Genomic DNA, 20,987 nt, shown 5'->3' with positions numbered 1-20,987 from the left:
TTCGTAATTTCGAACTGAAATGGAAATCGATTCAAAACATATCCAACAGCTATATCAAGCCTGCTGCAATACGCATTTGCTTTGGAAAAATAGTGTTGTATGTGGTCTCAAACAACTCCAATTGCCCAATGAAACATCTTTAGTTTTTCTTCGGAAACTGAAGCGACGACTCCGACTTGGTCAATTAGCTGAACAATTTGCATTTAATTATATGGAGTCATGTGAAGCCTTAGAAATACTAGCCGAGAATATTCAAATCCAAAAAGAAAAGCATACTAAAGGTGAATTGGATGCCTTGCTACTTATTGATAACCAACCAATTCATCTTGAAATTATCTATAAGTTTTACGTATATGATGAAAGTTTAGGGACTTTAGAAACAGATAAATGGATTGGTCCCAACCGAAAAGACAGTCTCAAAGAAAAACTCACCAAACTCACAAAAAAACAGTTGCCTCTACTCTATTCTAGTGATTGTAAATCAACGCTAAAACATTTAGGTTTGGACAATTATAGTTTTAAACAACGGGTCTTATTTAAAGCACAACTGTTTGTGCCTTATCAGCAAGAGATTCATTTTGAACAGCTCAATCAAGATTGTGTTTGTGGCTTTTATATACATACCAAGCAACTAGAACATTTTAAAGTTTGCGAATTCTATATACCAAATAAATTGGATTGGTTTTTAGAACCGCAAACTGATGTTGACTGGTTGAATTATGCTAATTTTATTCTGGATTCGCATACATTTTTAGAACAACAACAATCCCCTTTATTTTGGATAAAAACTGAAAACGGTACAGTATCTAAAGGCTTTTTGGTGTGGTGGTAAAACTTTAAATTGTTATAAACACGCTTAAATCTAGCATTACAGTTAATTTACATGCATGATAAGTATTAGATTTGTTTATAAACTAAACTTCTACTATGACAACCTTAGCTATAATTGGAATTGGTCCTCGCGGATTGCATGCTTTAGAAAACCTGTTAATTAATCTTTCCAGAGCTAATAAGCACATTCAAATATTAGCTTTTGAGCCTTGCCATGAACCTGGTGCCGGACAAGTTTGGTATACTAATCAATCTGATGCAAATTGGACAAACATTAGTGAAAGAGCTTTAAAAAACTTAGAAGGTCGACAAGAAATACACTATCGAGACCGTTTAATTGAAGGATTTCCTTCATATCACGAATGGATAAACTTCGCGCAGAGTGATAAAGCTCCAGATACTTTTCCTCCGAGAAAACAATTGGGACGCTACTTACATGAACGTTATGAATCTCTTACCAAATCACTAGAGCATGATAGCTTTCAACTTATAAATTCTAAAGTTGAACGTATTGAGTTTAAGCAACAGCAACTTCAAGTACTTACAAAAGACAACAGCTACATTTGTGATGACGCTTTAATTACAATTGGTCACCAACCAACTGAATTATCAAAGCAAATTAAAGAATGGAAAGCGCATGCAAAAGCTCATCAAAACATAAACACTTTTGAAGACTGCTATCCATTATCACAATTTGAAAGTATTAAAAATCAAAAGCATTTAAATATTGGGATACGAGGTTTTGGTTTGGCTATGATAGATGTGATGCGTGATTTGGTTACCAACTCATTTGGAACATTTAGAGTTGTAGACCCTTCAACTTTTAAAACACAATATATAAGTAACGCAGCACAGCACCTCAAATTAATTCCATTTTCGTTAGACGGCTTACCAATGGCTCCTAAGCCCTTAAACAAGCATATAGATGATTGGTTCAAACCCACTGATGAAGAACTGAATTATTTTAAAACGGAACTAGAAGCAGTATCACGAACTCAAATTAAGGTGAGTTCCCTTGATTTTTTAACCATACCTATTTCTAAAATAGCCGCTAGGGTTTTTGTTGAACTTAAGTCTGAAGCGATGAATCATGATTTGAATCAAAAACAAATTGAAACTTTGATTCTAGAATGGTTGGATGATTCAGAAACAAAACATCACCTTTTTCAAGATAACAGTTCAACATACAATACTATTAAATCGTATATTCAAATGGCATTAGGACTGGAGTCGATAAGCCTTGATTACTGCATTGGTCAAGTCTGGAGACATTGTCAGCCAACCCTATACAAATCATTTTCTCATGCCCAATTAGACGAAGCTATCATTGAAAAAGGTATTGCGCTTGACGAGGAAAGTAAACGGTTTTCTTACGGACCACCAGTAGAGAGTATGCAACAAATTCTGGCGTTGGTAGATGCCAATATTCTTAGTTTGGATTATGTTAATGATCCAGATATCGAACTTAATGATAAGGGATGGCAATTAGAAAATGCGCAACAACAAACCATACAAATTGACATCATGATTAACAGTGTTTTAGATGCGCCTAAACTTTTGGAAGTCACAGCTCCCATAATTACTAATCTTATTCATAATGATTTAATTGAGCCCATACACTCAAAGTTAGGTATAGACACAAAACCAAACGCCTATGTTATAACTGAAGAAAATAACGAAGACATCCCTATAGCAGTTTTAGGTCGATTATCAAAAGGCAGTGTAATTGGTGTTGATGCTATTTTGGAATGTTTCGGACCGAGAATTAAGGACTGGGCAGAAGCTTATGTGAATCAATTAGGAAGTTAATTAATAAGGCTGTTTTTCGCTTAAATATTTCCAGTAACGTTTTGGCACGTGTCGTATATGGAGTTTCATGTTTTTTCGAGATTCAATATTGGTGCTTTTAAAATAATCTTGCCATAACTTCTGAAATTCAAATTCCTGTTGATCAAAGTAGTCTGTATTGGTTTTAGTAAAATCAAAATTTGAAGGAAATTCCATAGCAATAATATCTACCTTCTGTAAGTCATAAAAGAGTCCATACTGACGTTTGATATCATAAATCAACCATTTTTGGTCAGCATAACGGCGTTTAAAATGCTTTGAAATTAGAGGCAATACATTAAAATCGGGTTCAATACTTGCAAAATAAATAGCATCCTTTGTTAGTCTGAATCTCACAAACGCTTCCATTCGATGCTTTTCACGGCCAACCATTTTGGCAATTTGTACTATTTTCAAAACGGAAGGGTGAGAAAAGTCTTTGTCAACTTTTAAATCTGTTGAGAAAACATATCGTATATAATCCAGTAATAGATTTTCAACACCAGCCTGTTCACTTAAAAATGCATAATACAATTGATAATGACCAGATTTAGACATTTTGTTGTTTAACCCTTTCCAAACGCGATTGGCTTTTAATTCATCTGTGACAATGGTTTCATTTTCAGAAAACATAATATGTTGCACACCCGACTCACTTTGAATTGTTACAGCATCTAATTGTTGTTCAAACACATAAAAGACTGTGCTTAAAAATCCATCAAAAGTGCCATCATAAATTAAATTTCGATTGTGCATCTTATCCGAATAAACTTAATTGATTACTCAATGTGCTGCGATATTTACTTGTAGAGTTTTGTAGAATTAATCCTTTAATTTTTTCAGGAGATAAGTCTCTACGCTCAAACTGATTGCTATCACATAACATAAAGTACTGTGCTCTGTTTAATGCAATTCCTATCTTTTTAAGATGCTCCCAGTTTAATCTTCTAAAGCGACGTGCATTTAAAATCTTATATACAGACTTCATTCCCAAACCCGGAATTCTAGCAAGCATGCGCTTGTCTGCTGTATTAACATCTACAGGAAATTCGTGCAAATTTCTAAGTGCCCAGCTTAATTTTGGGTCAACATCTAAATCTAAATTTTGATGCTTTTCATTTAAAATTTCACTCACATCAAAACCATAAAAGCGCATTAACCAATCGGTTTGATATAATCTGTTTTCTCGCATCATAGGAACGGCACTTCCTATTTGAGGTAAGCGATTATCATAGCTTATAGGTACGTAGCCAGAATAGTATACACGCTTCAAATTATAAGTGTTGTAAAAATGATTAGAGGTTTGCATAATCTGAAAATCATTCTCACCACTAGCACCAATAATCATTTGCGTACTTTGACCAGCTGGTGCATACTTAGGTGTATTTTTTATAATCTTTTTTTCTGATTTATATTGAATGATTTCATTTTTTACCTTTACCATTGGTTTGATAAAATCTTCACGTTTTTTATCTGGTGCTAATTTTTTTAATCCTGAAGCAGTAGGAATTTCAATATTTACGCTGAGTCGGTCTGCATATAAACCTGCTTCTCGCATCAATTCATCTGAAGCTCCTGGAATCGATTTTAAATGTATATATCCGTTAAAATTCTCTTCCAAGCGCAATTTTTTAGCAACGGCCACCAAACGCTCCATGGTATAATCGGCACTTTTAAAAATACCAGAGCTTAAAAATAGACCTTCTATATAATTACGTCTGTAAAAATTAATAGTTAAATCTACCACTTCCTGAACCTTGAATGCTGCACGTTTGATATCATTACTCTTTCGAGTAACGCAATAAGCACAATCAAAAATGCAGTAGTTAGTTAAAAGAATTTTGAGCAAGGATACACATCGGCCATCTTCGGTATAAGAATGGCAAATTCCCATTCCTGTGGCATCACCTAGACCTTTATTTTTATTTGTTCGCTGGCTTCCGCTTGAAGAACATGAAACGTCATATTTTGCAGCATCAGCTAAAATTTTTAATTTTTCTTGGGTACGTTCAAAAGACATAAGTAGGATTAATTTGTAGGACAAATATCGTAAATATTACTGAATATAACCAATAAAATTAAACATATGTTTAAATTTTAAATATAATTTTCATTAGCGTTAATAATTATAGCATATCTAGCAAAGCCAATTACAGACAATGATTATACTGTGTCACTATGAAACGATTCATAACTATATTCATCTTAATACAAAATTTTCAAATGAGTGCACAGCATATAATTCCAGATTCAATATCTACCGAAGTTAACACTGCTTTATCGTATTATTCACAATTGGATAGCATTCATATAAAATTCAAATTCAAAAAGAATATAAAAAAATCAACGATGCAGGCTAGACCGACATTTGGAAGTTTTTTTAGAAGTAAAAAAAATAGAAGATTTGTAGTGTTAATTAGTGAGACATTTAAAATTTCTGATAAAGAATTTCGTACCAGAGATATTCCTTCAGATATTTTAATAGGATGGATAGGTCATGAACTTGGACATATTATGGATTATCAAGATCGTAGTAAACTCAACCTGATTTGGTTCGGAATCAAATACTTACTTTCTGAAAATCATATTGTTGAGGCTGAGCGTGCAGCAGATACATTTGCTGTATATCACGGTATGGAAGACTATATTTTGAAAACTAAGGACTTTATATTGAACCATGCTCAAATAACAAAATCCTATAAAGACCGTATAAAAAAATACTACCTCTCTCCTGAAGAAATTATGGAATTAGTGAATCAACGACAAGCTCAACATTCTGAAAATTAAGATTCTAAAATAAAAGCTTCCCAGTCTTCAAATTTTTCTTCACCCATAACACGTTCCATTTTAACTTGTCCGCCTTTCTTCTTATTTCTGGCATTCCAATCATAGAATTTTTCTGGCGCTACAACTTTGACCTTCACACCTTTTAAAGCTTTGCTTCTCGCTACTTTATAATTTTTATTTGCTGCTTTTAATGAGGCGTCTAAGGCTTTAGCAATTTCAGTTTCATCAGCATTTTTTAATTCAGAACCCAAATACCAGCAATGGTAAAATTCTCCATCTTCTGCCCTATGTGCACAAATGGTATATTCTGGAATTGTCGTATCAAATTGTGCTTCTAAATCTCTTAGCGCAGCATCCATTTTATTTACTGAGAGTTGCGAACCTACAGTATTCAAAAAGAATTTTGTTCGACCAGTAATTTTAATTTCAGCACGCTCAACATTTGTAAATTCTATAGTATCACCAATCAAATAGCGCCATGCACCACTTACAGTACTTATAATAAGAACATAATCCTGATCTAACTCTACATCTTTTAATGTTACTGAAGGTGCATCATCCTTTAAAGAACCATCCTGATTGATATATTCTGGTTGAAAAGGAACAAATTCGAAATAGATACCATTATCGGTGTTGAGTTGCATGGCATCGGTTTCAGGTCGGACTTGCGTAGCGATATAGCCTTCAGACGCTAGATATGTATCAATAACTGTGACAGGTTTGCCCATGAGTGCTTTAAAACTCTTTTCATACGGACCAAAAGCTACGCCTCCTGAAGTATAGACTTTGAGGTTTGGCCATATATCATGAATGTTTTCAACTTTATGATAATCGATAACTTTTTGCAGCATCAGTTCAATCCATGAAGGAATACCACTTAACGCTCCAATATCCCAGTCTTTAGCTCGCTCTGCAATACGTTGTACTCTTTTATCCCAGTCATCAATTTTAGCGATATCTTCACCAGGCTTGTAATAGCTTTTAAACCACGACGGAATGTTGCTAGCGCTTATCCCGCTAATTTCACCTTCCAGATGGTCGTCTTTTTCATCCAAATCGGTTGAACTTCCCAACATCATAATTTCCTTTTCAAAAAAATCGGCTGGTAAATCATAGTTATTTAAGGCAAACACTTGTTTGATACCTGCTTGCCTGATGGCTTCAATCATGTCATCTGTAACTGGAATACGTTTACTCGTGGTTCCAGTTGTACCAGAACTTAGTGCAAAGTAAGAAGGATTACCAGGCCAAGTCACATCTACATCACCTTCATGTAGTTTATACCACCATTCTTCATTAATTTTATTGTAGTCAAAATAAGGTACGCCTTTAGCAAATGCTTCAGAACTATTATCGGCGTTAAGGATATCCTCAAACTTATAATGTCTCCCAAACTGAGTGTCTTTAGCCTTTTCTAATAAGTGTTTTAGTACCTCTGCCTGAGCTTTAGTGTGTTCTATTTCAGAAGAAAACGTGTCTTTTAACTGGATGAAACTTTTAATGATATTACCTAAAATTGCCATATATAATTTCTATAAATGTTAGTATTTACTATTAATTTCAATGTTTATTACAAATTTTACGCTGCTATTTTTCGACATTCTTCAGCACATTTACGACATGATACAGCACAGGCTTTACAATGCTCATGATCATGAGCTTCACAGTGGTCGGCACAATAGTCACATATTTCGGCACACAAGAGTGCATATTGTTTTACAAATGCACTATCACATGCCATCATTTTAATACAGATATAACAGGCATCGATACATTGCACACAGCATTTCGGACAGTCATTCATACTAGATTTACCTGCCATTTCAGATAAACAATGTTGACATTCAACCAAGCAAGTTTGACAAGCTTCTATACAGGATTCATATTTAATAGTCATGATTTGTAAGTTTTGATTTATGGTGTGAAGTAAAAGAAATTTAACTGCGTGCAATAATGCGAATACTAAAAACATTAACTCATTTAATGGAGACATTAAATGTAATGACGCCGACAAAATTATTTTGACAAGCTTTTGTGAGAATCTATTGTTTGTAAAAAGGCATATTATTAATCCAAAAGCAAAAAAAAGCACCTCAATTGCGTAGATTTTAATAGAAACCGTTTAATAGCCGTACATTTAGTTTTCTAACACAACCTGACTTGACGACATTAAAACTAAAAAATATACTCACCGGTTTTGGTATGATTTCCATCGTACTGACATTAATGCCTTTTGTAGCCTTAGATTACTGGTGGATACGTATGTTTGACTTTCCACATTTACAACTCACATTTTTAACGTTTTCTGCTATACTTTTTTATATCATAAAATTTGACTTTAATGCTTGGAGAGATTATCTGTTCGTAGGAATTTTAGTGCTATGCTCTATATTTCAGTTTAGTAAAATATACCCTTATACTAAATTTGCAGACTATGAAGTTTTAAATTCAGAACGTGGTGAGTCGAATTTAAGCCTATTTACTTCAAATGTATTGCAAACAAATACAGATTATGAATTGATAAAATCGATGTCTACAACTAAAAATGCAGACATCATGCTATTTACAGAAACCGATAAAAACTGGAACCATGAGATAAGAAATTCATTAAACCGTTCATATATACATCAAGTAGAATTTCCTTTAGACAATACTTATGGCATGTTGCTTTATTCAAAATTGGAGTTATTTGACACTTCTGTAGAATTTATGGTCAGCGATAGTGTTCCTTCAATTCATACAAAAGTAAAATTAGCAAGCAATGATACGATTCAGCTATATGCCATACATCCAACTCCTCCTATGCCTCAGGAAAATCCTAAATCAACCGACCGAGATGCAGAAATGATGATGGTGGCAAAACTGGCATTAGACTCTAAATATCCTGTAGTTGTTATTGGTGATTTTAATGATGTAGCCTGGTCGCAAACCTCAAAACTATTTCAACGTGTCAGTCGTTTATTAGACTTAAGAAAAGGCAGAGGTTTGTACAATACATACAATGCAAACAGTTACATAATGCGATGGCCATTAGACCATATTTTTATATCTAGTGAATTTAGATTAAAACATTTAGAACTATGTGATGATGTAAATTCAGATCATTTTCCTCTGTATATAGAATTAAGTTTTGAGCCCGAGCATAAGCAGTTACAGAAATCACCTTATCCAGCTGAGGCGGATTTAAAATCTGCTGAGGATCAAATAAAAAAGTTTAAAGACAATAAATAATATTATGAAAGATTGGTTTACTATTACCTCGGAAAGTTTAATAGCTATAATTTTAACAGCCATTGGAATTTATATCGCTATAGTCCTCATAACTCGAATAAGTGGCAAACGAAGCTTTTCTAAAATGTCTAGTTTTGATTTTGCTGTGACTGTAGCCATAGGATCTATAATGGCTACTGTTATCATCTCTAAATCGGTATCCTTACTTCAGGGCATTACAGGCTTATTAATTATGTATGCCATCCAAATGATAGTCGCTTATGGGAGACGTTTTAAAGGTATCAGACACCTCATGGACAATAAGCCTACATTACTCATGAAAGACGGGAAAATCATTGAAGGGAGTCTAGAAAAATGCCATGTCACAGAATCGGATTTAAAAGCGAAATTACGTGAAGCTAATGTGATACAACTAAGTGAAATTAAAGCCGTTGTATTTGAATCAACAGGTGATATTTCAGTCCTACATGGTTCCAGTGACAAAACTTTGGACGATTGGATTATGGATTTTTAAACTCTGTTACAATATCAAACACTTCTTTAAAGTATCTTCATATATCGCTTCGTATTGTGGTACAATTTTATGAATACCAAACTTTTGAGCTACAGCTTTCGCGTTAGATTTAAATGAAGCTAAGCGTTGGTCATCCGACAGGATATAAATTGCATTTTTAGACATATCATCAACGTCATTAATTTCACTTAAATACCCTGAGAAGCCATGCTCATTTACTTCAGGAATCCCTCCAGTATTACTTGATATTACCGGAACTCCAGAAGCCATAGCTTCTAAAGCCGATAATCCGAAACTCTCTGTCAATGATGGGAGTAAAAACAAATCACTAAAACACAGAATCTTATCAATTTCATTACTATTTCCGAAGAACACCACTTTATCGCTAATCCCTAATTTTTCGCATAAACGTTCTGCTGGTTCTCGCTCTGGTCCTTCGCCAACCATCATCAACTTAGCTGGAATTTTCTTTTGAATCGTATTAAAAATCTTAATCACATCTGGAATTTGCTTTACTTTTCTGAAGTTACTAATATGTGTGATGATTTTTTCATTATCTGTAGCCATCATAGCACGCTGGCAATCTGTAAAATTAGGCTCGTGCTTTGTTAAATCTATAAAATTAGGAACAACGTTAATCTCTTTTTTTATATCAAACAGACGTAAAGTGTCCTCTTTTAAACTCTGAGAAACCGATGTAACTGCATCTGATTTATTAATACTAAACGTAACTGCAGGCTTATAAAATGGGTGACTTCCAACCAGTGTAATATCTGTACCGTGAAGTGTGGTTACAATAGGTACATAAACACCTTCTTCCTGCAACATTTTTTTTGCCATATAGGCTGCATAAGCGTGCGGAATTGCATAATGCACATGTAAGACTTCAATTTTGTGAAGTTTCACCATATCGACCAATTTGCTGGATAACGCCAACTCATACGGCTGATAAAGAAATAAGGGATATTCAGGAACGTTAACTTCGTGATAATGCACATTATGACTTAATAACTCCAGACGCACAGGTTGACTGTAAGTTATAAAGTGAATTTCGTGACCGCGTTTAGAGAGTTCTAAGCCTAATTCGGTCGCAACGACACCACTTCCACCAAAAGTTGGGTAACAAACAATTCCTATTTTCATACCTTAATTAACTTACTAATGTTTATGTTCGGCGATATCATCATCAGAATCATTATCAATAATGGCTTCATAAATTAATCGCTGTATTTCTGTTCTTATATTTTCTCTTAATAATAAATTCTTCCCTGCCTTAGGATAAGTTCTGTTGGCTAAGAATATATATACGATCTCAGCTTCAGGATCTGCCCAGGCATAAGTTCCTGTAAATCCGGAATGCCCAAAACTGGTCATGGATACACAGCCACATGTTGGACCTTCATCCCCTAGTTGTGGTTTGTCGAAACCAACGCCTCTCCTTACATTTTTATGACAAAAATGACAGGTATTAAATTTATCTATGGTTTCAGTTTTAAAATATCGTTTTCCACCATAATAGCCTTTCTGAAGGTATAGCTGCATCATTTTTGCAACGTCATTGGCATTACTAAACACACCTGCATGACCACCTACACCATTTTGCATTGCTGCTCCCATATCATGTACATAGCCTTGAACTTTTTGATAACGGAAATAATCATCAATCTCGGTAGGAATGATATTTTTATCGCTAAATTTTGTCGACGGATTATATGTCGTATAATTTGCACCTAGAGATTGGTAGAAATGCGTTTGAACCAGCTCGTCTAGTGGTTTTTTATAATATCCTTCTATATATTTTTTCAAAATATAATAGGGTAAATCACTGTATCGATAGCGTAAAGTTGATAACAATTCGGTTTCTAATATGACTTTTTGAATCGAATCTGGATAATCATGACGTAAAAACATTTCCTCAGCAACTTTTATACTAAAGCGAGGAGTTGCTACTCTCCTGTAATATTTTGGATCGGGCTTTTGAGTTACAGAGTCTAAGGTTGCAACATAAAAAGGAACCCAAGGACGCAGTTGAGCATAATGCGACAACATGCTTTTAATCGTAATATTTTTTTTGTTTGAATTTAAATATTCAGGAAGAATTCGCGACAATTTAGTATTCAATGAAACTGCCTTTTTTTCCTCCAACTCCATTAATAGCGGAAGTGTTGCCAAAATTTTTGTAAGCGAGGCTACGTCATAAATATCTTCAAATTTCACCTTTTCTTTTCCGTCGTAAGTATGTTTTCCGAAATTTTTATTGTACACTACTTTTCCTTTTCTAGCGACTAATAATTGAATTCCAGGTGTCATTTTGTTGTCTACTGCGTAATTAGCAACAGAATCTAAACGTTGCAATTTTTTTGAACTCATTCCGACACGTTCTGGAAGTCCGTAACTTAATGAGGAAATTGAATTATAAACAATACCGTCGCCAGCATTAAAGTGTTCACCCAATGATACAGGGATGGTCCCTTTTGCCGAAAGTGATCCAAAAATAATTTGAGCAGATTTTTGTTGTGAAATAGCACTGTTTTGATAACTCATAACAATGCCTTCAATATTTTCAATTGTAGACAAGTCAATAAGCGAATACGGTCTCGCAAACACATCAAGAATTACTGTATTGGTCCTTGCTATTTCGTAAAGCCAGACTAAATCTTTGTCTTTAAATTTATAGCCTTGCCAAGGGTTGTCATTCTTTTTATGGAAACCAACAATAACCGTATTGTAATTTTGAAGCTTCGTAATAAGTTCATCTAATTTATCGGCAGTTACTTTATGGACTTTGGTGTATTTTTTTAATTCTTCATAAAACTCAGAACCAGAGCTATCTCCAAGCTCGACATAGGCAATTTTTTTAGTTTCTAAATGTCGTAATGGCAATACTTCCGATTTGTTTTTTAAAACTGTTATAGCATTCTCAAATAACTCTTCGTATAGAATATCGTCTTCCAGGCGATTTAAATCATCAACTAATGTTGCGGTTCCTATCGGTTGGTAATTATCTAAACCGACTTTATACTTCGCCATCAAAATTTTCTTTACTGAATGTGCTAAGCGTTCTTCGGAAATGTCGTTTTTGTTGTAAGCATCTATAATTTTATCAATAGCTTTAGGAACATCTTCTGAAATTAATAATACATCGTTTCCAGCTTGAAATGCCGCTAAGTCAATTTCTCCAGGAGTGCTGTAATTAGACACCCCTTTCATTTCTAAAGCATCTGTAAAAATTAAACCTTTAAAGCCTAAAGAATCTTTTAATATATCAGTAACAATATGTTTGGATAATGATGAAGGAAAGCCGTCACGAGGTTCTAAACTAGGCACATTTAAATGTGCAACCATGACACTAGATAAGCCTTCTTTTATCAGTTGGCGATAAGGATATAATTCGATAGAATCAATACGTTTTTCATTGAAATTTATCGTCGGAAGTGTTTTATGAGAATCACTATCTGTATCGCCATGACCAGGAAAATGTTTTGCATTTGCTAACACACCTGCATCCTGCATCCCTTTCATAAATGCTGATGCTTTTTCAGTAACATTATCTCTGTCTTCTCCAAAAGAGCGGTTACCAATGATTGGATTTTTCGGATTTGTATTAATATCAACGACAGGTGCAAAATTAAAATGCACACCAATTCGTTTACAATGTTCTCCAATATGATAGCCTGTACGTTCTACTAACTTTTTATCTTTTATAGCTCCTAATGTCATATTCCATGGAAAGGCATATGTAGAATCTAAACGCATACTCAAACCCCATTCGGCATCCATACCTATCAATAATGGCGTTTTTGAAATAGCTTGATATAAATTATTTAGCTTAGCCTGACGAACAGGACCTCCTGTTGAGAAAATTAAGCCACCAATGTGATTGTTGTTGATGAGTTTAGCAATCTCATTTTCATTGCCTTTACTATCGTTAGAAAATGCACGAACCATAAAAAGTTGTCCGATTTTTTCTTTCAAACTCATGTTCGAGTATACACTGTCAACCCATTGCTGTTGTGCTTTAAGGTTTTTGTGTGCTAAAGGATGGTTTGCTTCCTGAGATATCATAGGAAATGATATAACAAGGGTAAAAATAAGGGACACTATATATCGCATAAATAAACGTCTTTTTAAACTGTTCTTTGGGTACTGATATTAAGAACTAAAAACTATGCCAAAATAGTATTTTTAGTAGGAAGTATAAAGACTTTAAGATAGATTTATAAAGAAGGTTGTAAACAACTAGATGAATATTGCAATTGCAAACGCTTTAGCACAACAAGATTCTACAGTAGTTATTCAATCAAATCGATATGTCTGTCATGATATCCAAGTAGATATAATACACCATCAAGACCAATACTAGATATAGAACTCTGGGCATTATGTTTAACCTTTGGTTTTGCATGAAAAGCAATCCCTAAACCTGCCAGATTAAGCATAGGCAAATCGTTGGCACCATCACCAACTGCAATAGTTTGACTAATATCGATACCTTCCATTTTTGCAATTTCCTTAAGGTATTCGGCTTTTTTATTACCATCGACAATGTCACCAATATAACCACCAGTTAATACACCATCCTTAATTTCTAATTGATTGGCATATACATAATCCATTCCCAACTCTTTTTGCAAATAGTGACCAAAATACGTAAAGCCACCAGATAGAATAGCAGTTTTAAAGCCGTAACTTTTTAAAGTATCGATAAGTCGCTTAGCGCCTTTTGTAATTGGTAAATTAACAGCAACATCACGTAGGACTTCTTCTTTTAAGCCTTTTAAAAGCTTCATGCGTTTTTCAAAACTCTCATTAAAGTCTATTTCGCCTTGCATTGCCGATTCTGTAATGGCTTTAACTTCCTCACCAACTCCAGCTAGTTCTGCTAATTCATCGATAACTTCAGTTTGAATAAGGGTCGAATCCATATCGAAACAAACCAGACGTCTATTTCTTCGGTAAATATTATCCTCCTGAAATGCAATATCAACATCTAAATCGCTAGAAATTTGCATGAATTTTTCAGTTAAATCAGCTTTACAGTCAATTTTACCTCTTATAGATAGTTGTATAGAAGCTCTTGGGTATTCTTCTTCGTTGACAAGTGACGTCCGACCAGTAAGTCGCTTAATAGCATCTATATTTAAATTTCTTTGAGAGATGACTTCGGTTACTCTTGATATTTGCTCGGCAGATAATTTTTCACCTAAAATGGTAATGATATAGCGATCTTTACCTTGTAATTGCACCCAGTTTTCATAATCATCAAGGGAAATTGGAGTGAATTTTGCAGTAACACCAAGTTCATAAGCTTTAAACAATAAATCTTTTAAAACCGCAGCCGATTTTTTTTTAGAATCAATTTCAAATAAAAAACCCAGAGATAATGTATCGTGGATATTGGCTTGTCCTATATCTAAAACCTTAGCTCCATATTGTGATAACACGTTAGTTAATCCTGAGGTTAATCCTGGTTTATCCTGTCCAGATATGTTTAATAAAAAAATCTCCTTAGTCATATTTATATAGTAACGTATTTATTTTAAAAATCGGCTGTGCCAACTCTCACTTGCTGGAACCTCCCAGTTTTCTTTAAACTCTGCAATATTAGTAACCAGATTATTAAAAACGATAGTGTTTTTTGAAACTGCTTTGTCTTTCGCCATTTTTTTAAAATCCAATAATGACTTATGAGCAATGTAGTCTCCTTGTTTGTAGGACACATTCATTTTGTCCATCAAATCAACATTATAGTCTTTTTCTAATTGCTGGATAAAGTGTACCGAAGCATCAATACTGCATCCTGTCGCGCGATTTAAACTTTGATTTAGAGCAATAACTATAAATCGCTTATATTTAATAAGATATCCCGATTGCAAATCACTGCCATGTGCAGTCCAGTTTTCTATAAAAACATCGAGCTTGCTTTTTATTTCTGAAATTTCGTCTTCTGTAAACGATCGGTTCGCTTGGTAAATCCAAACGCGAGATTCTTCAGGTAATGTATTAAAATCTACGAGCATAGGTTTTCATTTTTACGGACACAAAAGTACAATATTACATCCAATCTTTATCTTGAGATTCGACCTTAAATAATAAAAAATTATAGATGCGTTTTGCTTCGTCTTCTTTTATATACGGAATGGTTACATCTTCTGAAGCTGTTGAAATTTCAAGAGATGCAATCTGTTTGCGCTTTTGAAATACACTTTGCTTTATCACAATTGACTGAATTTTATGAATCTCAAAAATTTCGGTAACACGATCAATAAAACCACGTCCTACTGTTACATAATCTGCATCAATTTGGTAATAGGCCTTTTTATATTTAAGGTTGACATATAAAACAGATATTAGTCCTAAGACGATGTTAATCAACCAAAAATTGGTTTTAAAAATCATATATGCCACAAGATTGAGTATCATGATTACAATTAACATTCTATAAGCTAAAATGCGCTTATAATACAGTTGTGGTTTATACACTTCGGAAATAGTCTCGTAAGTCTTATACAGCTTTTTCACCAAGTGTTCTATTTGTTGTTTGTTCATAGCGACAATCACAAAGTTTTTTTGCTGTTTTGCATGAACCATAGCTTGCTTTACTGAAAGTGTATACAAACCAAAATAAGCTTTAATACGATTGGTTTTGATGATTATATTTTGAATTCGACTTGGTGTTAAGCTTAGTGATATTTTATTAAAAAGCCCTTTATTGATTTCGATGGTCTTTTTATGCTCTAAAACTTCTAAGTTAAAATTGATGATAAAGGTCTTGATAATTGAAAACAACAATGATAATAAAAGCGCAAACAGTATCATGAACACACCAGTAATCATAACGCTTATAAAGCTGTCATTATCAAAATGAGTCATGGCTTTAAAACGTTCCAGCAACATCTGTTCTTTAACATAGTCTCTAAATTCGTAGTATAAACCAAATACAAATGATGTGATAATTGCAAAACTTCTTAAATGGTTTTGTGATATTCCTTCCAAAATCAATCGCTTGGTTGAAATGCGATAAAACACAGTACTGCTGTCATCAACTTGCGAATCTGAATCTTTGGTTAGAATTTTATTAAATAATTCCTTTTTTAGACGCAAGGCAGTAGGCTTATCTAAAGCATTGATATGTATTTCAGACTTCTCATCACCTGCCGTTTCAATATTGAGTCCGACGACATTGATAAGTTGCTGAATAAAATTTTGTTTGATGTAGACGTTTTGAATTTTTGATTTGGGAATTATTGTAATGTCTTTATTAATAATGCCTGTAGACAAATGAAATTCATCTGATGTAAGATGAAATTTGAAATTTAAATATCTCAAAACAGCAACTATTAGGATGATCAAAAGTATTATAATACCTATAGTAATTAATGTACCGACTGTTAAAAACTTGAAAGATTCTTTTTTTGAAATTGTTAACCCGATAGCGATAAAAAAAACAAAAAAATGCCGAATAAACTTATAAGCATTTAGCGCAAAAATCACCAAAACACCTTTTGAAGATTGCCTAACTGGCTTAGTATAGTCAATTATTTTCATTGACCTTGCTACTTAAAAAATCATTAACCTGTTTAGCCTCTTTATTTGGTAAACCTTTAATACTTAAATCAGTTCCAGATTCTCCAGCTGTATAAATATTTAAAGTCGCAAGGTTGAGTTTCCGATCCAGCCAGGATCGTGATGTTTCAATATGTTGAATTCTTGATACAGGTACAGTAGTTACAGAATGTACAATAAATCCCTTAGCATAAATAACGTCTTTTTCACGTATAGCATATTGTCGCTTTTTAAACGCCAGTAAAGCTGTCACAAAATTAAAAGCACAAATCACTAGTACTATGACGAAGAGATACCAGAAATTGTCTTGAATAACTTCCTTTTTTAAAAAGACTTTGATTGCAGTTAATACGGAAAGTATAATGCCATAGACAATAACACTATTGACAATTATTACTTTAATATATGCTTTGGAAATAGGCTTTAAAATGACATCATCAATACTTGGCATCATCTCGTTATGAATTTGTGTATTGGTGAAGTTCATTTTCTGTTAGTGGTATTAATTACCTTTTTTTATTGTGCTTCTTAAAATTTCTGTAGGTCAAAAATCCATACATAAGAACGCCAAAAACAAAGTAAAAAGCTAATCTTAGCCATGAAAATTCTCTATCCATAAGCTTGTCAAATAAGACGACAACAATTGAGAATACAGTACCTCCTATTAAACCTGCTGTTATCACACGTTTTTTACTTACGTTGGCCATAATTATAAATCCTGAGCGTTGGCGATTAACTCTGCAATATCCATAACAGCAATATCATTTTCCCTTTCTTTATTTTTAACACCATCGGTCATCATGGTATTACAAAACGGACAACCAGCAGCAATAATTTGAGGTTGTGTTTCTAGAGCTTGTTCTGTTCTTTCAATATTTACGTCTTTATGTCCTTGTTCTGGTTCTTTAAACATTTGAGCTCCACCAGCACCACAGCATAAACCACGAGATTTACAGCTTTTCATTTCTACCAGTTCGGCATCCAGTTTTCTAATCAAATCTCTTGGTGCTTCATAAACATCATTAGCACGTCCTAAATAACAAGGATCATGAAATGTAATACGCTTACCTTTATATTCGCCACCTTCTATAGATAATCGACCTTCATTAAGTAATGATTTTAAAAATTGTGTGTGATGCATCACTTCATAAGTACCACCTAGTTCTGGATACTCATTTTTTATGGTATTGAAACAATGCGGACAAGCAGTTACAATTTTTTTAATTTCATAGGCGTTCATAACTTCAATATTGGTAACAGCCTGCATTTGAAATAAAAATTCATTCCCTGAGCGTTTTGCTGGATCACCAGTACAACTTTCTTCGGTACCTAAAACAGCAAATTCTACGTTAGCTTTATTTAAAAGTTTTACGAATGCTTTTGTTATTTTTTTTGCTCTATCATCAAAGCTTCCAGCACAACCTACCCAAAATAATACTTCAGGTTGTTTTCCAGCTGCCATAAATTCTGCCATAGTTGGCACTTTAAGTAATTCGCTCATAATTTTATTCATATATCTTTAGTTATAGTATCTACTAATTAGACTCTGATAACTCAACTTAATTATCTTTAATTTCAGCAAAATCTGTTTTTGCTATTCTAATATAGATGGCTAGTTTTTTCTTCCCATCTTTTAATCTGTTTTTAGGATCGAAGCGCTCTAAATACGTTCTTCGCTTGGCTTCTTCACCTATAACTTCCTTTTGAAAATCGCTGCAATAATCGCAAATCACTTTCAAAAGCTGAATATCTTTAACCTCATTATTGCGATACTCAATTACTGTATACGACTTTATTTGTAAAGAGTCTTTAGTATATGATTGAGCATCTAAAAACCCACTGACCAAACAAAAGACAGTGATTATGATGAGTTGATATTTCCGAAGAAAAACACGCATTACTACTCATTTTTCCAGTTTAAACGATCCATTTGATTATAAGGCCAAGGCGCTCCATTATTTTCAATATTAGTCATCATATTATTAAGTTCCATAGGCGCAGCACTTTGCTCCATGACCAAATACTGACGCATTTGCATAATAATATTTAAAGGGTCAATACTCACCGGACACGCTTCAACACAGGCATTACAACTTGTGCAAGCCCAAAGTTCTTCATTGGTAATGTAATCGCCAAGCAATTGTTTATTGTCGTCTTTAAATTCACCTTTATTAGCATCTATATTTTTACCGACTTCTTCCAGGCGATCACGAGTATCCATCATGATTTTACGAGGTGATAATTTTTTACCGGTTTGGTTTGCCGGACATTCACTTGTACAGCGTCCACATTCGGTACAGGTATAAGCATTAAGTAAATTAACCCAGCTTAAATCCTGAACATCACTAGCACCAAACTTTGCTGGTACTGCCGCTTCTGTGCCTTCAGGTGGTGCAGCGAAAGGATCAACATTAGGATCCATCATCATTTTTACCTCATTAGTAACTGCTTCAAGGTTTTCAAATTGTCCTTTTGGTGTTAATTTTCCGTAGTACGTATTTGGAAACGCTAACAGAATGTGTAAATGTTTAGAGAAATACAAGTAATTTAAAAAAGTTAGAATCCCTAAAATATGTAACCACCAAGCTGTTCGTTCTATGATGATAAGTGTGCTGTTAGAAAGTCCGTCAAACAAAGGCAATAACCATTGACTTATTGGAAAAGAACCAGCTGTAGGATACCCTTCTGCTCCATTGAGTTGCAATTGTAAATCGGCACCATTCATTGTTAAGAACAAGCACATTAAGACCACTTCAAAATAAAGAATAATATTACCATCACTTTTTGGCCAACCTTTCATTTCAGAACTTAAAAAACGCTTTAGTTTTACGATATTTCGTCTGATCCAAAATACAATAACCGCTACTAATACAGCAAAAGCCAGAAGCTCAAACGAACCGATTAATATATCATAAATTTCACCTGCTGATGAAAAAATACGGTGTTGACCTGTGAGTCCGTCGATAATGATTTCTAAAACTTCGATATTTATAATTACAAACCCAACATATACGATAATATGTAAAAAACCAGCAATAGGTCGTTTTACCATTTTGCTCTGACCCAAAGCTATCATAGCCATGTTTTTCCAGCGTTGCGGTTTATTGTCGTTAATGTCAACATCGCGTCCAAGCTTGATGTTACGCATTAGTTTTCTGACATTATTAGCAAAATAACCAATGCCTATGACCAATGCTATGGCAAATATTAGTTGTGGTAAAAAGCTCATATAAGGATGGTTTATTAGTCTTTATCTTTTATTTCATTGCCTTCAGCATCGTAACGCTTAGGTTTCTTTCCGAAGAGAGAGAAATGCACATAACGCTTCGGGTTTAGCTTCATATCTTCTAGCAATTGCTCCATTTGTAAAGCAGCACCTTCTAAGTTATTGTAGAGTCCTTCGTCTTTTAACAGCTTACCTATAGAACCATCGCCATTTTCAATGCTCGTCATGAGTGAATTTACTGAAGCAAGTGTTTTATCAAGTTCTGCAATAGTTTTAGATAGCTTCACCTCTTTTAAATCTCCCGTTATAACCGATAAATCTTTAGTAATAGAATCGAAGTTGGTTAACATCGAACTCAGTTTTTCATCATTTTTAGTGATCAACTTATTGACAGAGTAAGAAACCGATTTAAAGGATTTCATTGTAGCATTAAGCTCTTTAATCGCACTTTTGATGCCTTCTTCAGATTCGTCAACAACAAGACTATTTAAGTTGATTAATAAGGTGTCGGCCGATTTTAATGTAGCACCTAAGTCATCACTAACACCTTCAAAGTTTTCTGTAAGGTTATTAATTAAGCCATCTTTAATTTCAGATTGTAAAAAGTCTCCCGGTTGAGCACGTTCACCTTCTTCACTAACAACTATAGCAAGCGCGTTTCCACCCATAAGTCCAGTTTGATACAAACGAATTTTACTGTTTTTTGTAAAGACTAACTTTTCATCAACACTAAACTCTACACGAGTTTTGCCAGTTTCAAAATCGTATTTAATGTCTTTTACTTTACCAACATTATTCCCTTTTATAGTCACTGGCGAAGAAGCGCTGAGTGCATTGTAGTCAAATTCGGTATAATAAGTATTAGGTGATTCGAATAGATTTTCACCTTTAAGATAATTGAATAAAAATATCAATAATATAATACCCGAAAGGACGAGTATTGCTGTTTTTACTTCTCTTGAGACTTTCAAATTTTACAATTTTGGGTTAAAACAAAATTAGCAA

General features: G+C 33.9%; 19 protein-coding genes. 5 read left to right on the top strand and 14 right to left on the bottom strand.

Going from position 1 to position 20,987, the window contains the following annotated elements; genetic code table 11:
- Positions 1 to 19: 19 nt before the first annotated feature.
- Both H7350_RS06405 and H7350_RS06400 read left to right on the top strand, forming a co-directional pair.
- Positions 20 to 832, top strand: coding sequence for a DUF1853 family protein (locus H7350_RS06405; RefSeq protein WP_204345069.1), 813 nt, complete (start codon positions 20 to 22; stop codon positions 830 to 832).
- 95 nt (positions 833 to 927) lie between these two features.
- Positions 928 to 2,640, top strand: coding sequence for an FAD/NAD(P)-binding protein (locus H7350_RS06400; protein WP_204345068.1), 1,713 nt, complete (start codon positions 928 to 930; stop codon positions 2,638 to 2,640).
- On the opposite strand, the gene H7350_RS06395 is transcribed toward H7350_RS06400, so the two are convergent.
- Together H7350_RS06395 and H7350_RS06390 are read right to left on the bottom strand one after the other, a co-directional pair.
- Positions 2,641 to 3,414, bottom strand: coding sequence for a TIGR03915 family putative DNA repair protein (locus tag H7350_RS06395; protein WP_204345067.1), 774 nt, complete (start codon positions 3,412 to 3,414; stop codon positions 2,641 to 2,643).
- A gap of 1 nt (position 3,415) precedes the next feature.
- The gene (locus tag H7350_RS06390) at positions 3,416 to 4,678 is read right to left on the bottom strand and encodes a putative DNA modification/repair radical SAM protein (RefSeq protein WP_204345066.1); all 1,263 of its coding nucleotides are present in this window, start codon (positions 4,676 to 4,678) and stop codon (positions 3,416 to 3,418) included.
- A gap of 158 nt (positions 4,679 to 4,836) precedes the next feature.
- Between H7350_RS06390 and H7350_RS06385 the strand changes: the two genes are divergently transcribed.
- Positions 4,837 to 5,445: a hypothetical protein gene (locus tag H7350_RS06385; RefSeq protein WP_235989284.1), complete on the top strand. Its 609-nt coding sequence runs from the start codon at positions 4,837 to 4,839 to the stop codon at positions 5,443 to 5,445.
- Here the strand turns inward: H7350_RS06385 and H7350_RS06380 are convergent.
- Together H7350_RS06380 and H7350_RS06375 are read right to left on the bottom strand one after the other, a co-directional pair.
- Complete coding sequence (locus H7350_RS06380; RefSeq protein WP_204345065.1) at positions 5,442 to 6,968, bottom strand: GH3 family acyl-acid amido synthetase; 1,527 nt, start codon at positions 6,966 to 6,968, stop codon at positions 5,442 to 5,444. The genes H7350_RS06385 and H7350_RS06380 overlap by 4 nt on opposite strands.
- 56 nt (positions 6,969 to 7,024) lie before the next feature.
- Positions 7,025 to 7,342, bottom strand: coding sequence for a four-helix bundle copper-binding protein (locus H7350_RS06375; protein ID WP_204345064.1), 318 nt, complete (start codon positions 7,340 to 7,342; stop codon positions 7,025 to 7,027).
- 305 nt (positions 7,343 to 7,647) lie between these two features.
- Between H7350_RS06375 and H7350_RS06370 the strand changes: the two genes are divergently transcribed.
- The gene (locus H7350_RS06370; protein ID WP_204345063.1) at positions 7,648 to 8,676 is read left to right on the top strand and encodes an endonuclease/exonuclease/phosphatase family protein; all 1,029 of its coding nucleotides are present in this window, start codon (positions 7,648 to 7,650) and stop codon (positions 8,674 to 8,676) included.
- A 4-nt stretch (positions 8,677 to 8,680) separates the two neighbouring features.
- A complete protein-coding gene (locus tag H7350_RS06365) occupies positions 8,681 to 9,190 on the top strand; it encodes a DUF421 domain-containing protein (protein ID WP_204345062.1) in 510 nt (169 codons plus the stop codon).
- 6 nt (positions 9,191 to 9,196) lie between these two features.
- Here the strand turns inward: H7350_RS06365 and bshA are convergent, their stop codons facing one another.
- The 10 genes from bshA to H7350_RS06315 form a co-directional block, all read right to left on the bottom strand.
- On the bottom strand, positions 9,197 to 10,333 hold the full coding sequence (bshA, locus tag H7350_RS06360; protein ID WP_204345061.1) for an N-acetyl-alpha-D-glucosaminyl L-malate synthase BshA: 1,137 nt from the start codon (positions 10,331 to 10,333) through the stop codon (positions 9,197 to 9,199).
- 15 nt (positions 10,334 to 10,348) lie between these two features.
- Positions 10,349 to 13,303, bottom strand: coding sequence for a serine hydrolase domain-containing protein (locus H7350_RS06355; protein ID WP_204345060.1), 2,955 nt, complete (start codon positions 13,301 to 13,303; stop codon positions 10,349 to 10,351).
- Positions 13,304 to 13,482: 179 nt separating this feature from the next.
- Positions 13,483 to 14,706, bottom strand: a complete 1,224-nt coding sequence (serB, locus tag H7350_RS06350; RefSeq protein ID WP_235989283.1) for a phosphoserine phosphatase SerB — start codon at positions 14,704 to 14,706, stop codon at positions 13,483 to 13,485.
- Between the two features lie 18 nt (positions 14,707 to 14,724).
- Positions 14,725 to 15,210, bottom strand: a complete 486-nt coding sequence (locus H7350_RS06345; RefSeq protein ID WP_204345059.1) for an ABC transporter ATPase — start codon at positions 15,208 to 15,210, stop codon at positions 14,725 to 14,727.
- Between the two features lie 34 nt (positions 15,211 to 15,244).
- On the bottom strand, positions 15,245 to 16,738 hold the full coding sequence (locus H7350_RS06340) for a PH domain-containing protein (protein ID WP_204345058.1): 1,494 nt from the start codon (positions 16,736 to 16,738) through the stop codon (positions 15,245 to 15,247).
- Positions 16,725 to 17,243, bottom strand: a complete 519-nt coding sequence (locus H7350_RS06335; protein WP_204345057.1) for a PH domain-containing protein — start codon at positions 17,241 to 17,243, stop codon at positions 16,725 to 16,727. The genes H7350_RS06340 and H7350_RS06335 overlap by 14 nt, the downstream gene beginning before the upstream one ends.
- 222 nt (positions 17,244 to 17,465) lie before the next feature.
- Complete coding sequence (locus tag H7350_RS06330; protein WP_204345056.1) at positions 17,466 to 18,257, bottom strand: (Fe-S)-binding protein; 792 nt, start codon at positions 18,255 to 18,257, stop codon at positions 17,466 to 17,468.
- A 58-nt stretch (positions 18,258 to 18,315) separates the two neighbouring features.
- Positions 18,316 to 18,654 (bottom strand): hypothetical protein, encoded by a 339-nt coding sequence (locus H7350_RS06325; protein ID WP_235989282.1) that lies wholly within the window; start codon positions 18,652 to 18,654, stop codon positions 18,316 to 18,318.
- Positions 18,655 to 18,656: 2 nt separating this feature from the next.
- Complete coding sequence (locus tag H7350_RS06320; protein WP_204345055.1) at positions 18,657 to 19,985, bottom strand: 4Fe-4S dicluster domain-containing protein; 1,329 nt, start codon at positions 19,983 to 19,985, stop codon at positions 18,657 to 18,659.
- Between the two features lie 14 nt (positions 19,986 to 19,999).
- Positions 20,000 to 20,953 carry an MlaD family protein gene (locus tag H7350_RS06315; protein WP_204345054.1) on the bottom strand — a complete coding sequence of 318 codons (954 nt, stop codon included), beginning with the start codon at positions 20,951 to 20,953 and terminating at the stop codon, positions 20,000 to 20,002.
- Between the last annotated feature and the right edge of the window lie 34 nt (positions 20,954 to 20,987).

Origin of the sequence: Psychroserpens algicola, assembly GCF_014526325.1 — a bacterium.
In the GTDB taxonomy this organism is placed as follows: domain Bacteria; phylum Bacteroidota; class Bacteroidia; order Flavobacteriales; family Flavobacteriaceae; genus Psychroserpens; species Psychroserpens algicola.
The sequence above is the reverse complement of the archived record's forward strand: the minus strand, read 5'-3'. Positions and strand labels throughout refer to the sequence as shown.

Bases quoted from the DNA above. Each gene is read 5' to 3' on its own strand.
- H7350_RS06405 (WP_204345069.1), top strand. From the start codon at position 20: ATGGAAATCGATTCAAAACATATCCAACAGCTATATCAAGCCTGCTGC.
- H7350_RS06400 (WP_204345068.1), top strand. From the start codon at position 928: ATGACAACCTTAGCTATAATTGGAATTGGTCCTCGCGGATTGCATGCT.
- H7350_RS06395 (WP_204345067.1), bottom strand. From the start codon at position 3,414: ATGCACAATCGAAATTTAATTTATGATGGCACTTTTGATGGATTTTTA.
- H7350_RS06390 (WP_204345066.1), bottom strand. From the start codon at position 4,678: ATGTCTTTTGAACGTACCCAAGAAAAATTAAAAATTTTAGCTGATGCT.
- H7350_RS06385 (WP_235989284.1), top strand. From the start codon at position 4,837: ATGAAACGATTCATAACTATATTCATCTTAATACAAAATTTTCAAATG.
- H7350_RS06380 (WP_204345065.1), bottom strand. From the start codon at position 6,968: ATGGCAATTTTAGGTAATATCATTAAAAGTTTCATCCAGTTAAAAGAC.
- H7350_RS06375 (WP_204345064.1), bottom strand. From the start codon at position 7,342: ATGACTATTAAATATGAATCCTGTATAGAAGCTTGTCAAACTTGCTTG.
- H7350_RS06370 (WP_204345063.1), top strand. From the start codon at position 7,648: ATGATTTCCATCGTACTGACATTAATGCCTTTTGTAGCCTTAGATTAC.
- H7350_RS06365 (WP_204345062.1), top strand. From the start codon at position 8,681: ATGAAAGATTGGTTTACTATTACCTCGGAAAGTTTAATAGCTATAATT.
- bshA (WP_204345061.1), bottom strand. From the start codon at position 10,333: ATGAAAATAGGAATTGTTTGTTACCCAACTTTTGGTGGAAGTGGTGTC.
- H7350_RS06355 (WP_204345060.1), bottom strand. From the start codon at position 13,303: ATGCGATATATAGTGTCCCTTATTTTTACCCTTGTTATATCATTTCCT.
- serB (WP_235989283.1), bottom strand. From the start codon at position 14,706: ATGACTAAGGAGATTTTTTTATTAAACATATCTGGACAGGATAAACCA.
- H7350_RS06345 (WP_204345059.1), bottom strand. From the start codon at position 15,210: ATGCTCGTAGATTTTAATACATTACCTGAAGAATCTCGCGTTTGGATT.
- H7350_RS06340 (WP_204345058.1), bottom strand. From the start codon at position 16,738: ATGAAAATAATTGACTATACTAAGCCAGTTAGGCAATCTTCAAAAGGT.
- H7350_RS06335 (WP_204345057.1), bottom strand. From the start codon at position 17,243: ATGAACTTCACCAATACACAAATTCATAACGAGATGATGCCAAGTATT.
- H7350_RS06330 (WP_204345056.1), bottom strand. From the start codon at position 18,257: ATGAGCGAATTACTTAAAGTGCCAACTATGGCAGAATTTATGGCAGCT.
- H7350_RS06325 (WP_235989282.1), bottom strand. From the start codon at position 18,654: ATGCGTGTTTTTCTTCGGAAATATCAACTCATCATAATCACTGTCTTT.
- H7350_RS06320 (WP_204345055.1), bottom strand. From the start codon at position 19,985: ATGAGCTTTTTACCACAACTAATATTTGCCATAGCATTGGTCATAGGC.